We start from the raw sequence: 18,362 nt of genomic DNA on the forward strand, positions 1-18,362 counted from the left end.
TCGCACTGACTGATTAAAGGCAAGCCAGAATCGCTTTTTTAGATTCATCCGGCACAAAATGTTTTTCGTTGAAGACATTGTAGTTTTTCGCACGGATTGTGGTAAGGATTTCTTTATAAACGAGTCCCGCCCCTTTTACAGGAATTCTGGCATCCATTGGATACTCATGAATGGTTTCGAAAGCGGAGCGGTAATAATGTTCAGCAAGTTCGGCCATTTCTTCCCACATGGCGATAAATTCAGGGCTGACCGTCCCAGAATACAGTTCCTCTTCGGCAAAACCGTTTTTCTGCATCACTTCGGCTGGAAGATAAATTCGACCAATTTCCAAATCTTCTCCGATATCCCGTAAAATATTTGTGATTTGCATCGCATGCCCGAGAGCAATCGCCCCTTCGTGAAGCACCTGGATTTTGTTAGGCGCAAGAATCGGCAAAAGCATCAAGCCGACCGTGCTGGCTACGTGATAGCTGTAAGTCAATAATTCTTCTACGGAATAATAGCGTTTGATGGTCAAATCCATTTCCTGTCCTTTGATCAAGGCATGGAATGGTTCTGCTTCCATGTCATAACGGTCAAATACATCTGCTAAAGCGACCCACATCGGATTTTCCGAATCAAAATTGCCCTGTAGGAATTCGTTGAACTCCTGCTTGAAGCTTTCCAGCTCTACTGCCGGATTATCCCCTTCATCTACGATATCATCGACAGTCCGGCAAAAGGTATACACTCCCCAAACTGCTTTCTTCTTGGCTTTAGGCAATAAAGAAAATGTTCGGTAAAAGCTCTTGGAGTTTGCTGCAATCACTTCTTCACAATAAAGATAGGCTTCTTTTAAATCCATTATGAACCGCTCCCTTCACTCGTTAAATCACGTTGGACTTGTTCAGCGAGTAGTTTTGCTCCTTGCATGACAATCGGAATGCCTCCGCCTGGATGAACTGAAGCTCCGACTGCGTAGAGCCCCTGTGTTTTAAAAGGCTTGACTTGCGGACGGAAAACCCCAGATTGAAACAATGTCGGCCCGATTCCAAAACTGCCTCCCTGAAACAGCCCAAAAGCTTCAGCTTCAGTAGGCGTACGCACTTCCATCCATTCCACAGCTTCTCTGAAATCGGGAAATGCCAATTCTTCCATGCGATCAATCACACCGTCAATCCACTCTTTTTCTTCTGCCCACTGAATATCCGTACCTGCAGGGACAGGAATCAAAACATACATGACACCTTTGCCTTCCGGCGCCAAAGAATCGTCGATAATGGATGGATGGAAAGTGTAGAAAGCCGGATCGTCAGGTAATTTTTTATCTGAAAATACGTGTTTCATATGGTCGCTGTAACTTTTTCCAATGAAGAATTGGTGGACATTCACATTTTCATACACACGGTCTAAACCAAAATAAAGCAGGACGCAGCCAGAGGAAGGTGTAAATTCCCTTTTCTTCGCTTGCGGCAATACTTCTCCAATGGATGGGAAGTCTCCATTATAGATTACGGCATCATAGCCCTTAAATCCTTCTTTTGTTTCGATTCCTTTTACTTGATCACGTTCCACAACTATATTCTCCACAGGATGGTCCGTATGTATCTTGAGATTCGGACGGCTCCTTAATTCACTTTCCAACAGCGGAATCAGGCTTCCATAACCGCCTTTTAAATAATGCACACCATGTTCATGTTCACTGAACGGCACAAGCGAATACATAGCCGGAGCGTTAAATGGATCTCCACCAATATAAAGCGCCTGCAGCGTATAAGCTAATTGAAGCCGCTCATCCCGGAAATAATTAGACATCAGTTTCTTTACAGATTGCTGCGGTTTTAGCTTTAAAAGGTTTCTGACATTGCCCGGCGTCCAGAAATCCGATTTTTTCACAAAAGAATGTTCAAGGAAAGCAGACTTGCCAATTTCAAAACGTTCTCGCCCTTCTGCCATAAAACGCAGAAAACCTTCTTTTTCTCCAGGAAACGTGCGTTCCACTTCTTCGGCTTGCCTTTGAATATCCGGGTATTTCGTGTAGACTTTTCCGTCCGGGAAACGAATGGTATAGAGAGGGTCGCAAAGCAGCAGTTCGTATCGCTGTTTCGATATTCCCGCTTCGCCTAATAATTCCTGAAACATTTCCGGAAGAAGGACGATGGTCGGCCCTTCATCAATTCGGTAACCGTCTTTTTCGACGAAGCGAAGGCGTCCGCCTAATTGGCTGTCTTTTTCATAGATGGTGACGTCGTATCCTTGTTGTGTCAGGTATAAAGCACCCATCAATCCTCCGACGCCTCCGCCGATAATTGCGACGTTCATGCGAACCCCTCCAATGCAGGAAGCGGAGAAACAGGAAGTGTTTTTCTTCCATGCTGTTCCAAAATGCCATTGGTCGAAATGCGGGCAGATTCAAGAATGGTCGGAAGACCGCTTCCGGGATGAGTGCCGCCGCCGACTAACCAGCAATTATCCAATTCCTCGAATTTATTGTGCGGGCGGAAAACCATCATCTGAGTTAATTGGTGTCCTAAGTTGAACGTGGCACCTTTATAAACCGAATAGTCTTGTTCCCAACCAAAAGGAGTGAGGAGTTTTTCCACTTCAATATGGTCGCGCAGACCTTTGAATTGCGTTTTTTCTTCTATTATATCCAGCACAAGGTCACGGAAAGCTTCCTGCTCATTTTCCCAGCCGATATCGCTGAAATTATTCGGAACAGGAGCTAGAATATATAAAGCCGATTTTCCTTCCGGTGCAAGCGTCGGATCTGTCACACTGGCATTTTGGATATAAATTGAAGGATCTTCAGAAAGAATGCGTGAATTCGTTATTTCCTCTACATTTTTCTTGTAATCTTTTGAGAAGACGATTGTATGATGTGACAAATCGTATTTCTTATCTAGCCCCAGATAGATCATAAATGTCGAACATGAATATTTTTTCTTCTCCAGTTTTTCTGGTGTATATTTTTTGAGGATGCCAGGCTCTACCAGATGGTTCATGACATGGGCAAAATCTCCGTTGATGACAACTTCATCCGCCTCAATGCGCGTCCCATCTTCAAAATCCAGCCCTTTTACAGCCCGATTCTCGATCCATAGTTTTTTGACCCCACGGCCTGTATGAATCGTTCCTCCCAATTCTTCGACTACTTTGGCCATCGCCTGAGAAAGCTGGTTAACGCCCCCGATTGGATGGAAGATGCCATAAGCATGTTCCATATAAGAAAGAATTGAAAAAGCGCCCGGACATTCCCATGGGGACATGCCCAGATATTTCGACTGGAATGCGAAAGCCATCTTTAGGCGTTCATCTTTAAAATAGCGTGATAGGACTTGATAAAGCGTTTTATTGACTTCAAGTTCTGGCAACGCTTTAATCACTTTCGGCTGCATCATATGGATGAATTTATCCATCCGCGATTGGAGGATCGGTGATAACACCTCTAATTTTTTCCCGGTTTCTTTCATAAACCGTTCGTAGCCTTCTCCATTGCCTTTGAAATTTTCGTCAATTTGCGCTCTCATTTCTTTATGGTTCCGTGTCATGATTAAATTCTGGTCTTCAAACACCAGTTCATACATCGGATCCAGTTCAATTGCATTCATGTAATCGCTCAACTTGCGCCCGGAAGCCTCGAATAATTCTTCAACGATGTGCAGCATGCTCAAAAAGGTCGGTCCCGTGTCAAAAGTAAACTCCCCCAAATTCAATTCGGCATTGCGCCCACCGACTTTATCATTTTTTTCATAGACGTCTACTTGGTAACCTTTGGCTGCAAGGAGCATCGCTGCTGCTAATCCGCCAGGTCCGGCTCCCACTACTGCAATACGTTCTCTCATTATATGACCTCATTCCGCTTCAAATGTCCTGTTTAAACTATATTTTTATTATACAAATACTATACGACGTATAATGAAAAAAAACTAGAAATAAGCTTTTTAAATTCTGAAAAATAATTTATTTTTATATTCTTTCTATATCACTAATCAATTCTAACTTTCCCTCTTTCCCATTCTTAAAAACAAATAAACAATACACTTTCCAAAAAGATACAAAAAAGCGCTGATCCAATATTTTAATGATTGGATCAGCGCTTTTTTTATACATATTCAATTACTTAAGAATTTTAATTTTTACGTTTTTCCGTCCCCATTTAAGGGCATTGCTTTTCGATGGCATGAAGACATCAATTTTCTTTCCTTTAATCGCTCCGCCAGTGTCTCCAGCAACAGCATAGCCATAGCCTTCAACATAGACTTTTGTACCAAGTTTGATCACCTTTGGATCTACTGCAATGACTTTAAGGCCTGGGTTTTTCTTTAAGTTCAATCCGGTTCTTGTAATTCCTGAGCAGCCTTTGCATGATGCGGTATAAGCAGATGCAGAAACTGTGAATTCTTTGACCACTGAACCTGAAGTAGAACGCGAAGGCGTTTTTGTTTTAGATGCAGTTTTTGCTGTAGACTTTACAAGTTTCAGCTTTTGTTTCGGATGAATCGTATTGGACTTCAAATTATTCCATGACTTCAAATTTGAAACCGATACTTTTTGTGTTTTTGCTATTTTATATAATGTGTCTCCACTTTTAACCGTATAGGTAGATGATGCTGCTGAGCTCTCAAGTGACATGCCAAGGAACAAAACTAGTGCAAAACTTAATACTATAAGTAGTTTTTTCAAGTTGTTCTCTCCTTCTTTGTTTTAGCAGTACAATCAAAATAGCATGTAAACATTACAGTTGTGTAACATTCTGTAGGTCATTTTATTACAATTGGGTTCTTTTTTGTGACAAAAGTACCTCTGAATATTCTAAATAATTCGTTTCCAATGATTTTCTTTTCTCTTTTACTGCCTTGTTGTCAAAATGCCTGAAGCTTTTTGCCCACAAAAAAAGAGAGATTCTGTACGGACAGAACCTCTCTAAATACTCTTTATTTATTGGCTTTATGGACCTTCAATGTCTTGCCTTTGACCGTTTTCTCTTTCATGGCTTTCAGCACCATCGGGCCTTTGCCGTTTAAGATGTCGATATAGGTTACCGTATCTTGGATTTTAATGATTCCGATGTCTTCCGCAGTCATTCCCGGAATACTCGTCAAGGTGCCGACAAAATCAAAAGCACGGAGTTTCTTTTTCTTGCCGCCGTTGAAATACAATTTCATGATGTCTTTATTGACCAATTCATTTTTGTTTTTCTTCAATTTTGGACGGCTTTCCATTTTTTCAGTGAAGGCTATTTCTGCCTCCGCTACTCTTTCTTGAGACGGCGCATCTTGCCGCTCCAATTCAAAACCGATATAAGACTCAATTTCATTTAAAAACTTGTCTTCGTAAGGTGTAGCAAACGTAATCGCTTTCCCCGTCTTGCCTGCACGCCCTGTTCTTCCTGCCCGGTGAACGTAGCTTTCTTTTTCCAACGGAAGATCGTAATTGATGACATGGGTGATGCTGTCGATATCAATGCCTCGTGCTGCGACATCCGTCGCCACCAAGTAGCGGAATTCTCCGCGCTTAAAATCATTCATTACTTCAAAACGGTCTTCTTGAACCATTCCTCCATGCAATTTATCGCATGTGTAATAATGTTTTTCAAGTTGTTCCATAACGAAATCCACATTGTCTTTTGTTCGGCAAAAGATAATGCAGCTATCTGGATTTTCTATAATGGTGACATCCCGCAGCAAAGAGAACTTTCTTTTTTCATCTACTACATAAAGTGAATGTTCAATCTGATCCGTTAATGTGTGCGTTGAGGCAATCTCGATATGTTCCGGATCCCTCATGTATTTTTGCTGCAGCTTTTCAACGTTTTCCGGCAATGTCGCAGAAAACAGCATCGTCGTCCGCTCTTTCGGCAATTTGTTGATAATGGATTCCACTTGCTCAATGAAGCCCATGTTCAACATTTCATCCGCTTCGTCCAGAACCAAATAAGCGATGCGGCTTAAATCGATTGTCTCTCGTTCGATATGGTCGAGTACACGGCCTGGCGTTCCCACTACAACGTGGCATTTCTGTTTTAATTCGGCTTGCTGGTAAGCGAAAGGCTGCTTGCCGTAAACTGCGGCTGCTTTTATGCGTTTAAAGCGTCCAATATTCGTAATATCTTCTTTTACTTGGTCGGCTAATTCCCGCGTTGGCGTCAAAATCACCGCTTGCGGCTTGTTTTCTTCCCAATCTACGAGTTCACAGATGGGTATGCCGAACGCCGCCGTCTTCCCGCTGCCAGTTTGTGATTTCACAGCTACATCCGTTTTCTTTAGCGCAGCTGGCATTACTTTTTCCTGTACTTCGGTCGGGCTCTTGTAGCCAAGGCCTTCAAGTGCCCGTAAAATCGGTTCACTTAATTGAAAATCATTGAATTGTTGATTGCTCATTTATTATTGCTCCTTTTCCGTTCAAAAACGTACACCTTATTCCATTATCTCACGGAACGGATTTTTTTGCCGTAAATCAATTATTGAAACTACTGTCATTGATCCAGAAGACTGACGGAAACTTTCACTTCAAGGGACTGGCTTCCTCCGCGGTAGACACCCTGGACCGGGCTGACATCATTATAATCCCGGCCGACTCCGACACGGATATGATGTTCCAAAGCTTCTACGTTATTAGTTGGGTCCAGGCCGACCCAGCCGATTCCGGGAACCATCACTTCCACCCACGCATGGCTCGCTGCATCTCCGACAAGCGCCGAGTTTTCGCCTACATACAGATAGCCGCTCACATAGCGCGCCGGTATCTGTTTTGCCCGCAGAATCCCCAACATGACATGGGTGATATCTTGGCATACTCCTTTTTGCAGTTCAAATGACTCCTCCGCTTTCGTCGACACATTGGTCGATTCCCCGTCATAGGTAAAATGGTTATGGATATATTCCATGACGTCAATCGAATACTGCACCGGGTTCGTCATCTCGCCTAATTCCTCGTCCACCCGGGCCATCTGTTCCGGCGACAAATACGTATATGCTGTATTGCTCAAAAAAGCCAAATAATGCTCGCTGAACAACTGCGAATGGAAAATCGCATTCATTTCCGGTGAATAGTCGATCCGGTGAATAAACGGACTTTTTTGGATACTCACGATTGACTTCGCTTTCACTTCAAGATGCTGATGGTGTTCCGCAATGAAGAAAGTTTCCACGTGATTCCCCCAAATATCGATATGCTCTTTTGTTAAAGAGGCAGGCGTGATATCGGCACGATAAGAAAGCAGACGCTGGCATTCGTCGGTCCTAGGTTTCAGCCGAATTGAATTCATGCTTTGGTCGACAATGGTTTCATATTTAAAAATATTGGTATGTTCAATTTGATATTTCATAGAACTGATCTCCTCTGCACTCATGGATTGTGACTGGCTGAAACCCATATCTTGTATTGTTGGATCGATTAAATAATAGGTCTTCGAGAAAAGCTGCGAAATTTCATTGCAGCCGTCCTGGAAATGATTTAAAAAATCCATCATTTCATCTGTCGTGAATTCTTCGATTTTCACTTCATTGAATTCAGTCCGCATCTCATCCAATTTGGCATAGAGCTCCCATGAATAATGCGAGACTTTCCCTTCTTCCAATACGTCAATCGCTTCCCTCACATGATCAAGGCAGTAGCGGATTGAACGCGGAAAAGCTTTATTCGAAATTAAAAAGCTCAGTACTTGGCGAGGGTCCATTTTCGGGGGATGCGATTTCAAATACGCTTCATAAGCATTGGTCATTCTTAAAGCCGATAGCCAGTAATAATAATCCTCAGTTTGCTCATCCAATTGCTGCTCATACGTCCGTTCACAAACGACGTTTAAAATCCGGGCCGTCTTTTCGGCCCGTTCAAGCCATTTGCCGATTTTAATAATTTGGTATTCGACCCCTCTCGACATCGACGATTCGACGATTCCTTGCGATGTCAGGGCTGTCGTTTTCACGCGTTCCAAAAACAGCCCGATTCGGCTATTCCCGCATTGACTGCGGTCTATATCTTGAAGAGCCAAATAACAGCGGTTCCAAGTTTTCCAGTAATCATCTATAATATGATCCCTGCTTACCCGGGCATTCTCCCTTACCATTCGCACGCAATTCGAAATGGAATTCAAATTCTGATCATCTATCGCTAAATAATGGATCAAGTGGTCTTCGCCATGCGCTTGCTGTTTTTTCAAATAATCCAATTCTTGCTGAGTGGCACAAATTTCATAAATCAGCTTCCAATCGCTATCTCTGACCAAGTCTTCATCTGAAGCTTCAATCATCTGAAGCAATTGCACATCAAGTATCCGGGCATTATTCTCTGCCCTTTCCGCATTCCGCGACATCCAATATAAGGCATTCGCTACTCGGCTAAGCATCAAGAAGCCCCCTATCCTCTTTTTCTTTATACACCCACGTGTCTTTACCGCCGCCCCCTTGAGAGGAATTCACTACTAAAGAGCCTTGCTTCAGGGCGACTCGCGAAAGGCCTCCCGGAAGCACTTTCGTTTCCTTGCCTCTCATGACAAATACCCGCAAGTCTACATGGCACGGATAAAACTCTTCACCTTGATAGGCAGGGGCCCTTGAAAGCTTAATAGTGGGCTGGGCAATATATTGATGAGGAGATTCGATGATTTTCTCCCGGAATTTCTCTATCAGCTCTTTCGAGGCATGGGGACCGACAAGCATATCGTAGCCGCCTGATGATCCAACATTTTTAACGACGAGTTCTTCAAGATGATCAAGAACCCATTCACGATCTTCTTTATTGCTAAGCAAATACGTTTTGACATTATCGATAATCGGCTCTTCGCCCAGGTAGTAGCGAATCATGTCAGGCACATATGCATAAATTGCCTTATCGTCTGCAACACCGTTTCCGATGCCATTTAATATGGCTACATTCCCGTTCCGGTAAGCTTCAAGCAGCCCAGGCACTCCAAGTGCTGAATCCGCTCTGAAAGCTTGCGGATCAAGAAAATCGTCATCGATCCGGCGGTAGATGATGTCCACCCGCTGCAGCCCGCGGATCGATTTCATGTAGACGATATTCTTCTCGACGATCAAGTCCCTGCCCTCCACTAAGTCGATGCCCATTTGCTGAGCCAAAAAAACATGGTCATAATATGCTGAGTTGTACATTCCTGGTGTCAATAAAACCGCAAAAGGTTTTTCATTCGAGGTGTTCGGCATATGGTCGAGCATGGCTTGGTGAAGATAAGACAATTGATGTTCAAGCGCATGCACGGAATGGTTAGCGAAGAAATCGGGATAGACCTGTCTCATGACATAACGATTCTGGTACACATAAGACATGCCCGAAGGATTTCGCAGATTGTCTTCAAGAACATGGTATTTCCCAAATTCATCGCGTATCAAATCGATGCCAGCCAGGAAAATATGATTCTTGAGAGGAATATCAATCCCTTTCACTTGCTTTGAATAATAATAGGGATTTTCTTCAACTAAATATCGGGGCACGATGCCGTCTTCGAGGATTTTCTGTTCATGATAGACATCATCGAGAAATCGGTTAAGAGCTTCCGTACGCTGAATCATTCCTTTTTCAATTGTTTGCCATTCGTCCCGAGAGATGATAATCGGCACAAAATCAAATGGCATGGTCCTTTCCGTCCCGACATTGTTGTTGTAAACCGTGAACGTAATCCCTTGCCGCAAGAATGCAAGCTGAGCTGTATCATGCTTTTCTTTAAGCTCTTCTTCGGTAAACCGCTGCAGTATGTCGTAAAACTTCCGATAATGCGGTTTCGGAACCTTTTGCTCGTTGAACATCTCATCGAAAAAAGGCTTGACCTGATAGGAATTAAACATAATACAACTCGACCTTTCTTAATATTCCGTTAATTTTAAAGCTTAAAAAAAGCTATAGCTCATAGGCTTGCGAGCAATAGCTTTTCTGTTGGGATATTCACTTTTATTTGTCGAAAGTCGATTTATCGGCTGAAGAAGAATCATTTGATAAATCTTTTTTCAATGACTCACTGTAATCCGTACTGCCGCCATAGACTCCGCCGCTCGGGGTTGAAGTGTCTGGAGAAACACTGCTTGAAGAACTCGTATTTGATGAGTCTGAAGCACTGGACCCAGCCGTTTTTGATGTGGAAGAAGAATCTTTAGTAGACGTGCCGCCCACTTCATCCTGCAAAGTTTGGTTGGCTTTATCCAACATGTCTTTTTCTTTATCCATCATTTTTTGCTGGCCTTCAATGGCACTTTTGACTGTTTCCATCGCTTTGCTCACGCCTGGTTTCACTTTGTCGACCATGCCGCCTGATTGTTCATTGAAGCGGTCTAGCCCTTTCTTTACATTCTCTTTCAAATTGCCGGCTTGAGAAGTTTCATTGCCGTTGGAATCTACTTTTTTCTGGGTCATTGCTGCACCAATTACTGCACCGACGCCTAATAACACAAGCTTGCCAAACATACCGCCTGAATTTCTAGCCATTTTCATCTCTCCTTTTCAGTTTTAAAATACACTGTGCTCATAGTATTGACTGTTTTAGCCTATTTCAAACATAAAAAAGGAAAAAAGAAAGACACCTTCTAAGCCAAAGGTGCCACATAAATTATACAACTCATTCAATTTTGCCATGTGAAAAAGCTTTAGCTTTTTACGTAATTTTGCCTTCTTCTTTTATCACTTGTTCAAAGGCCTCGACTACTTCCGGATCGTATTGGATGCCCGCAAGTTGCTTAATTTCCGTCAAAGCGAACTCAGCGGTAAAGGCTTTTCGGTAAGCACGGTCTTCCGTCATCGCATCGAACGTATCGCAGACACCGATGATTTTCGCTTCCATTAAAATTTCTTCATCCACTAAACCGAACGGATAGCCTCGCCCATTCACTCGTTCATGATGCTGCTCAACAATATCCGCAAGCTCTGCGTAAGGTGTATGCCTGATCATTTCAGCTCCGTCTCCAGGATGTTTTTTAACCAGCTCGAATTCAGCATCAGTCAATTTATCAGGTTTTTGCAATACAATTTTAGGTATATTAATCTTGCCGATGTCATGGAGAATAGCAGCAAGATATAAATTTTGAACTCTTTGTTTAGGCAATTTCATTTCAGTGGCTGTTTTTACTGCGTAATGTGCAACGCGTGAGCTATGGTTAAAAGTGTAGCGGTCTTTTTGCTCAACAGCTTCCCCAATTTTTCGCAACTCTTTAATTTCTTCGCTTAAAAATTGAAAAGCTGGAGCAGTCGAAACAGAAAGTAAGGTAACATCAGATTTCGTCAGAAAATCTATGGTTCCGTTTAAATTCTTTGCAGAAAAAAAGTCATGGGCACCTAACTTAACTTTCTCCCCATCAATTTCCGCTTCAATTTCGCCTTCTAGTATGTAGTAAAATTCTAGAACATCTGCCTCTTCACTTGGAAAAAGAATAAACAATCGATCTTTGAGAATCGTCTGCTTCATCATTTCCAAACCCTCTCCTCGTCCAAGCAAGCTTAGAGTTGTCGAATCATTATTCACTTTTTCGAGATATCCATTCTTCAATATGTCTAAGCCTTTCACGATTACACGTCCTTTAGAAAAAGATGAGAGTATCGGTTTCCCGATACTCTCATCTTACTGTATCTATGAGGTTTTATCCAATGGTAATTACCATCCAACTACTTTGATTGGATCGATTAAGGCGATGCGATCTGCGAACTGGACAGGAATCCATTCGATTTCCACATTTAGCCCTGATTCTCTGGCTTTTTCAACACCACGGCGTGTAATTTCTTGAGTCTTCACGTCAACTTCAGAAATGATTTTCGTCAATTTTTGTTCATAATCCGCTTTCAACAAAGCCGGGTCTCCAGCTTCACTAACAGCTAAAAGATAGTCTTCATATAATTGATCTGCCTGGGCTTGCCCTTTTGCAATTACATCGTAAATTTCAGCATTTACTTGTTCCACTTCGTTAAGCGCTTGTGCGATTTCTGGAGTTATCACTGCTTCTTGAGCAAAAGCAGTAGTTCCAACCATAACAGCAAGAAGTACAGATAGTAACAATGCAACAAAACCTTTTTTGAACATTCTTCTTCCTCCCGACAATTAAATGATGTGGTGAACACAAGTTTAACTGTTCTATGTAGTAATGCCTGATTCTTTCGAGCCTAGCAGTTATACCTATTAAAGTTAATCTCGATGCACCTATTATAGTATATATGAATCATGTTTTTTACACAACATTTTCTAAATTTTCTTTCTATTCTATTTTTGTAAAGACTTTTCACCTAAAAAAGACCAGACAAATGTCTGATCTTCCAAAAATCAAGGCAATATAGTTGAGCCCATCAAATAACGGTCGCATTCTCTTGCTGCTTCTCTTCCTTCATTAATCGCCCATACAATCAGGCTCTGGCCTCTTCGCATATCTCCAGCTGCAAAAACGCCTTCGACATTGGTTGTGTATTTTCCATACTCCGCGTTGACCGTAGAATTTGTGCTTGTTTCAACTTCCATCTGTTCAATGAATTTCTGGTCAGGTCCGCTAAATCCGATCGCAATCAAGACAAGGTCCGCTTTCCAGACTTTTTCGGTTCCCGGAATTTCTTCGCGGATGCGGTTGCCTGATTCATCGATTTTCAACTTGACGTTTACCGTATGAACTTCTTTAAGCTGGCCATTTTCATCGCCTACAAACTTCTTTGTCATAACAGCGAACGCTCGTGGATCTTCCCCGAAAGCAGCTGCCGCTTCTTTTTGTCCATATTCCACCCGGTGCACACGTGGATATTGCGGCCATGGGTTTCCTAAGTCATCGCGCAATGCGCCTTTTTTATCGTAGACATCAAATTGCACTAAGCTTTTGCAATTGTGGCGAACGGATGTGGCCAGGCAGTCTGTTCCCGTATCTCCACCGCCAATGACAATCACATTTTTTCCTTCAGCGGAAATATAATTGCCATCCGCTAAATTCGAATCCAGTAAACTTTTCGTATTGGCATGCAAGAAATCCATTGCGTAATGGACGCCTTTCAAATCACGGCCTTCTACAACGATATCACGATGTACAGCAGCTCCTGTGCACATAATCACAGCATCAAAATCCGAGCGAAGCGCTGATACCGGATAATCTTTTCCAACTTCAGTATTTGTAATAAATGTGATGCCTTCTTGTTCCAAAATTTTGACGCGGCGAAGCACGACGTCATACGATAATTTCATTTCCGGGATTCCATAAGTCAGCAAACCTCCGACTCGGTCGCTTCTTTCAAACACGGTCACGAGGTGCCCCGCTTTATTCAATTGGGCTGCAGCCGCTAATCCAGCTGGACCCGAGCCGATAACCGCCACTTTTTTGCCGGTTCTTGAAAGAGGCGGTTCCGGAACGACCCACCCTTCCGCAAACCCTTTTTCGATGATGGAACGCTCAACTGTCCGGATAGCTACTGGCGGTTCATTGATTCCGAGGACACAAGCCCCTTCGCAAGGAGCTGGACAAGCCATTCCTGTAAATTCCGGGAAATTGTTCATAACGTGTTCCCGCCGCAATGCTTCCTTCCATTGCCCCCGGTACACCAAGTCATTCCATTCAGGAATTAAATGGTAAACTGGGCAACCCGTCGTCGATCCTTCCAACTCCATGCCGGATTGGCATGTCGGCACGCCGCAATCCATGCAGCGTGCCCCCTGCTTTCTCACTTCTTCATCTGAAAGAGGGATTGTATAATCCGACCAATCTTTTTTCCGTACTGCCGGATCTCGTTCTTTCACTGTTTGCCGGCTGTATTCCATGAAACCAGTCGCTTTTCCCATCAAACCCCTCCAATTCTTTACTTGCATAGATGGCCGCTTACGCTTTTCCTGTTGCCATTTTGCTTTCTTCAAACGCTGCCATTTCGGCATCAGATTTTGCCATTCCGCTTTCCTGCAATTTGCTGATGCGTTCATTGATTTTCAAATACGCTTTCGGGATGACCCGGACAAATTTAGCCGAATAGATTTTCCAGTTGTCGAGCAGGCGTTTGCCATTTTTGCTGCCTGTATACTGAACATGCTGTTCGATCATATGGCGCAATTCTTCCATTTCACCCGGTTCGACAAGCGGCTGCATATGAACAAGCTCGGCATTGCAGCGTTCAGCAAATGTCTCGTCTTCATTCAATACATAAGCGATGCCGCCCGACATGCCGGCTGCAAAGTTTTTGCCAGTCTTGCCTAAAATAACAACGCGACCGCCTGTCATATATTCACAGCCATGATCTCCGACACCTTCAACGACGATATTGGCCCCACTATTACGGACCGCAAAACGCTCTCCTGCAATTCCGTGGATATACGCTTCGCCGGCAGAAGCTCCGTAAAATGAAACATTCCCGATAATGACATTATTTTCAGGAATAAACGTCGAATCGCTTGCCGGATAGACGATGATTTTCCCTCCGGATAAACCTTTCCCAACAAAATCATTGGCATCTCCAATCAGCTTAAGCGTCATTCCTTTAGGGATGAACGCACCGAAACTTTGCCCGGCCGATCCTTGGAAATTGAAATTGATTGTGTCTTCCGGCAATCCTTCTGCTCCGTATTTCTTGGATACTGCATAACCGATGATCGTTCCGGTTGCGCGATGAATGTTTCGGATGGCTGTTGTGACATCAACCCGCTCACCCGATTCAATCGCTTTTCTGGCACGCGGCAGCAATTCGGTATAATCCAATGTATTCTTCAATTCATGATCTTGTTTTACAGTCGCGTAGCGCCCTACCTTTTCAGGCAGATCCGGCTGATACAATAAAGCGGAAAGGTCGAGTCCACTAGCTTTCCAATGGTCTACTGCCTGTTTCGCTTCAATTACATCTGTTCTTCCGATCATTTCGTTGATTGTCCGGAATCCAAGTTCCGCCATTAACTCACGTGCTTCCTGTGCAACAAAGCGCATGAAGTTTGCGACATGCTCCGGATCGCCCATGTATTTCTTGCGCAGTTCAGGATTTTGCGTAGCAATTCCGACCGGACATGTATCCATATGGCATACACGCATCATGACGCAGCCAAGAACGACTAATGGAGCCGTTGAAAAGCCGAATTCTTCCGCTCCGAGCAAAGCAGCGGTAACGACATCGCGGCCTGTCATCATCTTCCCGTCCGTTTCGACAACAATCCGGTCACGTAAACCGTTCAGCAGAAGCGTTTGGTGTGTTTCCGCCAATCCGATTTCCCATGGCAAACCGGTATGCTTCAAACTCGTCTTCGGCGCAGCGCCAGTACCCCCGTCGTATCCACTGATCAACACAACATCAGCACGGCCTTTTGCAACGCCGGCTGCAATGGTTCCCACGCCAACTGCCGATACCAGTTTTACACTGATGCGGGCCATTGGATTAGCATTTTTCAAATTATAGATCAGCTCTGCCAAATCTTCGATCGAATAAATATCGTGATGTGGAGGCGGAGAAATCAGTTCTACTCCAGGAGTTGAACCACGGACTTCCGCTACCCACGGATATACTTTTTTGCCTGGCAAATGTCCGCCTTCTCCCGGCTTAGCTCCTTGAGCCACTTTGATCTGAATTTCATCTGCATTGACCAAATAATGGCTGGTTACGCCAAATCGGCCAGAAGCCACTTGTTTGATCGCGCTTCGGCGGCTATCGCCATTCTCATCAGGGATGAAACGGGAAACCTGCTCTCCGCCTTCTCCCGAATTGCTTCTGCCGCCGATCCGGTTCATGGCAATCGCCAATGCTTCATGCGCTTCTTGGCTGATTGAACCGAATGACATCGCGCCTGTTTTAAAGCGCGCACAAATTTCTTCAATCGTTTCCACTTCTTCTATTGGAACAGGAGTCCGCTTCTTGAACTCCATTAACCCGCGCAAGGACTGGACATTCGAAGTTTCTTTCGTTAATAGGCCTGTGTATTTTTTAAAAACTCGATAATCATTCGTCCGGCAAGCCTGCTGCAGCGTATGGATTGTTAATGGATTGTATTGATGCGTTTCACCGTTTGCCCGGTATTGGTACTCATCTCCAGCTTCCAAGAATCGATCTCCTGTTCTGCGTTCCGGGTATGCCTGTTCATGACGCATCAGCGCCTCTTTTGCAATAATATCAAGGCCAATCCCGCCAAGCCGCGAAGAAGTACGCGTAAAGTAACGATCGATGACATCCATATGAATTCCGACCGCTTCAAAGATTTGTGCACCTCGGTAACTTTGGATCGTTGAAATCCCCATTTTCGACAAGACTTTGATGATTCCGTCGGTTACGGCATTCACATAGCTCGCTTCCGCTTTTTTATAAGGAACACCGACAATGTCTTCTTGTTCAATCAGGTCTTCTATGGTGCGCAAAGCCAGATAAGGATTGATTCCTTCAGCTCCATACCCGAGCAATGCGGCAAAATGATGGACTTCCCGCGGTTCTGCAGATTCCAGCAAAATGCTGACTTTCGTCCGGGTTCCTTTGCGGATAAAATGGTGATGCAAACCGGAAACGGCCAATAATGCAGGAATGGCCACATGCTCCTCGTCCACACCCCGATCTGAAAGAATCAAAAGAGTAGCTCCAGCTTCATAAGCTTGATCGGCTTTTATAAACAGTTCTTCCAGTTCCTGCTCCATCGCTTCCGGTCCCCCAGATTTTTTGAAAAGAATTGGCAGCGTAATCGTTTGGAACTCCACGAGCTTCTGCTGGCGTAATTTTTCCAAGTCATCGTTTGTCAGTACAGGCGTTTCGAGACGGATATGGCGGCTGCTTTCCGGCCGAGGATCCACTAAATTGCCTTCGGCACCGATTGTGGTGCGGGCAGCGGTGATGATATGCTCACGGATCGCGTCAATCGGCGGATTCGTCACTTGTGCAAATAATTGCTTGAAGTAGTTATAAAGAAGCTGCGGTTTTTTGGATAAGACGGCCAATGGTGAATCATAGCCCATTGAACCAACCGGATCCTTGCCTTCCGTAGCCAGTGGCTTGATGATTTTTTGGACTTCTTCTGTCGTATAGCCGAATGCCAGCTGCTGCTCCACAAATTCTTCTTTAGTTACAGTCTGACCAGGAATTGAAGGGACCGGAAGATCCTCCAAATCCAATAGATTATTCTCGATCCAGTCTTTATAAGGAAGTTCCTTGGCAATTTGCATTTTGATTTCTTCATCCGGAATAATTTTTCCAGCTTCTAAATCGACTAGGAGCATTTTGCCTGGACGCAAGCGATCTTTGTAAATGATGTCATCAGCAAATATGTCCAATGCGCCAACTTCAGATCCAAGAACGATCATTCCGGTTTTCGTCACGTAATAACGCGCAGGGCGCAAACCGTTTCGATCCAGGCAAGCCGCTATTTGACGGCCATCCGTAAAGACCAGTGCTGCCGGTCCATCCCAAGGCTCCATTAATGTACTATGAAATTCGTAAAAGTCTTTTTTCTCTTTCCGAATGGTCGGGTCGTTAACCCATGGTTCCGGAACCATCATCATTGCGGTATGCGCCAGGGAGCGGCCTGATAAGTGAAGGAATTCAAAGCAGTTGTCGAACATTGAAGAATCGCTTCCGCTTTCATCAATAACGGGCAAGACCTTTTGTAGTTCTTGCTCATTGAAATAAGGAGAACTGCAAAGCGTCTGTCTTGCACGCATCCAATTCACGTTTCCTCTGAGGGTATTGAATTCACCGTTATGGATTGAGTAACGGTTCGGGTGGGACCGTTGCCAGCTCGGGAAGGTATTCGTACTGAAACGGGAGTGAACTAATGCCAACGCTGATTTGAATTCAGGGTGGTTGAGGTCAATATAGAAGGAATCCAGTTGTTCAGGAATTAGCATGCCTTTGTAAACGATCGTGCCTGCTGAAAGGCTGCTGAAATAGACATCTTTGAAATCCTCATTGCCGCCCATAACCATTTCGATGCGTTTGCGGATGACATAGAGTTTGCGTTCAAGCGCCATACGGTCTCCCAGATTTTCAGAAGCCGCAATAAACACTTGGCGTATGACCGGCTTTGTTTTCAAAGCCACTTTCCCTACAAAAGAATCATTTACTGGAACTGGCCGCCAGCCTAGGCATTCCTGGCCTTCCTCTTCTACAATTTGCTTGATGATTTCTTTCGTTTTCATGCGCAGCTCATAATCTTGCGGCATGAAAATCATCCCGATGCCGTATTTTCCGGCTTCGGGCAGAATAATCCCTTCTTTTTCGCATTGCTTTAAAAAGAAACGATGAGGAATCTGTGTTAAAATCCCCGCTCCGTCCCCTGTACTCGTATCCGAAGATTGGCCTCCCCGATGTTCCAAGTTGCAAAGAATGTTGATTGCGTTCTGAACAATCGCATGTGATTTTTCTCCATTAATATTAGCAATCATTCCGATTCCGCATGCCTCATGCTCTTGATCCGGATGATAGAGTCCTTGTTGTTGTGGATATTCTCTCTTGCTCATCAAATCGCCTCC

Annotated in this window: 12 protein-coding genes and 1 pseudogene; all 13 read right to left on the reverse strand. The window is 44.1% G+C overall.

All coding sequences use genetic code 11. The features are described from left to right. Positions 1–13: 13 nt before the first annotated feature. Positions 14–844, reverse strand: coding sequence for a phytoene/squalene synthase family protein (locus AC2EXB_RS16730; protein ID WP_483602415.1), 831 nt, complete (start codon positions 842–844; stop codon positions 14–16). Next, positions 844–2,301, reverse strand: coding sequence for a phytoene desaturase family protein (locus tag AC2EXB_RS16735; protein WP_483602416.1), 1,458 nt, complete (start codon positions 2,299–2,301; stop codon positions 844–846). Before AC2EXB_RS16735 ends, AC2EXB_RS16730 begins: the two co-directional genes overlap by 1 nt. Further along, on the reverse strand, positions 2,298–3,824 hold the full coding sequence (locus AC2EXB_RS16740) for a phytoene desaturase family protein (RefSeq protein ID WP_483602417.1): 1,527 nt from the start codon (positions 3,822–3,824) through the stop codon (positions 2,298–2,300). The genes AC2EXB_RS16735 and AC2EXB_RS16740 overlap by 4 nt, the downstream gene beginning before the upstream one ends. Before the next feature lie 274 nt (positions 3,825–4,098). Beyond that, positions 4,099–4,665, reverse strand: a complete 567-nt coding sequence (locus AC2EXB_RS16745; RefSeq protein ID WP_235197344.1) for a 3D domain-containing protein — start codon at positions 4,663–4,665, stop codon at positions 4,099–4,101. 251 nt (positions 4,666–4,916) lie between these two features. Next, the gene (locus tag AC2EXB_RS16750) at positions 4,917–6,362 is read right to left on the reverse strand and encodes a DEAD/DEAH box helicase (protein ID WP_483602418.1); all 1,446 of its coding nucleotides are present in this window, start codon (positions 6,360–6,362) and stop codon (positions 4,917–4,919) included. Positions 6,363–6,457: 95 nt separating this feature from the next. Beyond that, positions 6,458–7,309, reverse strand: a complete 852-nt coding sequence (locus tag AC2EXB_RS16755; RefSeq protein WP_483604778.1) for a transglutaminase family protein — start codon at positions 7,307–7,309, stop codon at positions 6,458–6,460. A gap of 135 nt (positions 7,310–7,444) precedes the next feature. After that, positions 7,445–8,329, reverse strand: a pseudogene (locus tag AC2EXB_RS16760) (alpha-E domain-containing protein); the annotation flags it as partial. Continuing rightward, a complete protein-coding gene (locus tag AC2EXB_RS16765; protein WP_483602419.1) occupies positions 8,322–9,785 on the reverse strand; it encodes a circularly permuted type 2 ATP-grasp protein in 1,464 nt (487 codons plus the stop codon). The gene AC2EXB_RS16765 and the pseudogene AC2EXB_RS16760, both read right to left, overlap by 8 nt. A 103-nt stretch (positions 9,786–9,888) precedes the next feature. Further along, positions 9,889–10,419, reverse strand: coding sequence for a hypothetical protein (locus tag AC2EXB_RS16770; protein WP_483602420.1), 531 nt, complete (start codon positions 10,417–10,419; stop codon positions 9,889–9,891). Between the two features lie 166 nt (positions 10,420–10,585). Beyond that, positions 10,586–11,491: an HD-GYP domain-containing protein gene (locus AC2EXB_RS16775; protein WP_483602421.1), complete on the reverse strand. Its 906-nt coding sequence runs from the start codon at positions 11,489–11,491 to the stop codon at positions 10,586–10,588. 87 nt (positions 11,492–11,578) lie between these two features. Beyond that, entirely contained in the window at positions 11,579–12,001 is a 423-nt protein-coding gene (locus AC2EXB_RS16780) for a hypothetical protein (RefSeq protein ID WP_483602422.1), read from the reverse strand. A 237-nt stretch (positions 12,002–12,238) separates the two neighbouring features. Beyond that, the gene (locus tag AC2EXB_RS16785; protein ID WP_483602423.1) at positions 12,239–13,726 is read right to left on the reverse strand and encodes a glutamate synthase subunit beta; all 1,488 of its coding nucleotides are present in this window, start codon (positions 13,724–13,726) and stop codon (positions 12,239–12,241) included. 37 nt (positions 13,727–13,763) lie between these two features. Next, entirely contained in the window at positions 13,764–18,350 is a 4,587-nt protein-coding gene (gene gltB / locus AC2EXB_RS16790) for a glutamate synthase large subunit (protein ID WP_483602424.1), read from the reverse strand. Positions 18,351–18,362: the final 12 nt, after the last annotated feature.

It is taken from the genome of Planococcus alkaliphilus (assembly GCF_057031095.1).

Coding starts and splice junctions, on each gene's coding strand:
- AC2EXB_RS16730 (WP_483602415.1), bottom strand. CDS start 844: ATGGATTTAAAAGAAGCCTATCTTTATTGTGAAGAAGTGATTGCAGCA.
- AC2EXB_RS16735 (WP_483602416.1), bottom strand. CDS start 2,301: ATGAACGTCGCAATTATCGGCGGAGGCGTCGGAGGATTGATGGGTGCT.
- AC2EXB_RS16740 (WP_483602417.1), bottom strand. CDS start 3,824: ATGAGAGAACGTATTGCAGTAGTGGGAGCCGGACCTGGCGGATTAGCA.
- AC2EXB_RS16750 (WP_483602418.1), bottom strand. CDS start 6,362: ATGAGCAATCAACAATTCAATGATTTTCAATTAAGTGAACCGATTTTA.
- AC2EXB_RS16755 (WP_483604778.1), bottom strand. CDS start 7,309: ATGAAATATCAAATTGAACATACCAATATTTTTAAATATGAAACCATT.
- AC2EXB_RS16765 (WP_483602419.1), bottom strand. CDS start 9,785: ATGTTTAATTCCTATCAGGTCAAGCCTTTTTTCGATGAGATGTTCAAC.
- AC2EXB_RS16770 (WP_483602420.1), bottom strand. CDS start 10,419: ATGGCTAGAAATTCAGGCGGTATGTTTGGCAAGCTTGTGTTATTAGGC.
- AC2EXB_RS16780 (WP_483602422.1), bottom strand. CDS start 12,001: ATGTTCAAAAAAGGTTTTGTTGCATTGTTACTATCTGTACTTCTTGCT.
- AC2EXB_RS16785 (WP_483602423.1), bottom strand. CDS start 13,726: ATGGGAAAAGCGACTGGTTTCATGGAATACAGCCGGCAAACAGTGAAA.
- gltB (WP_483602424.1), bottom strand. CDS start 18,350: ATGAGCAAGAGAGAATATCCACAACAACAAGGACTCTATCATCCGGAT.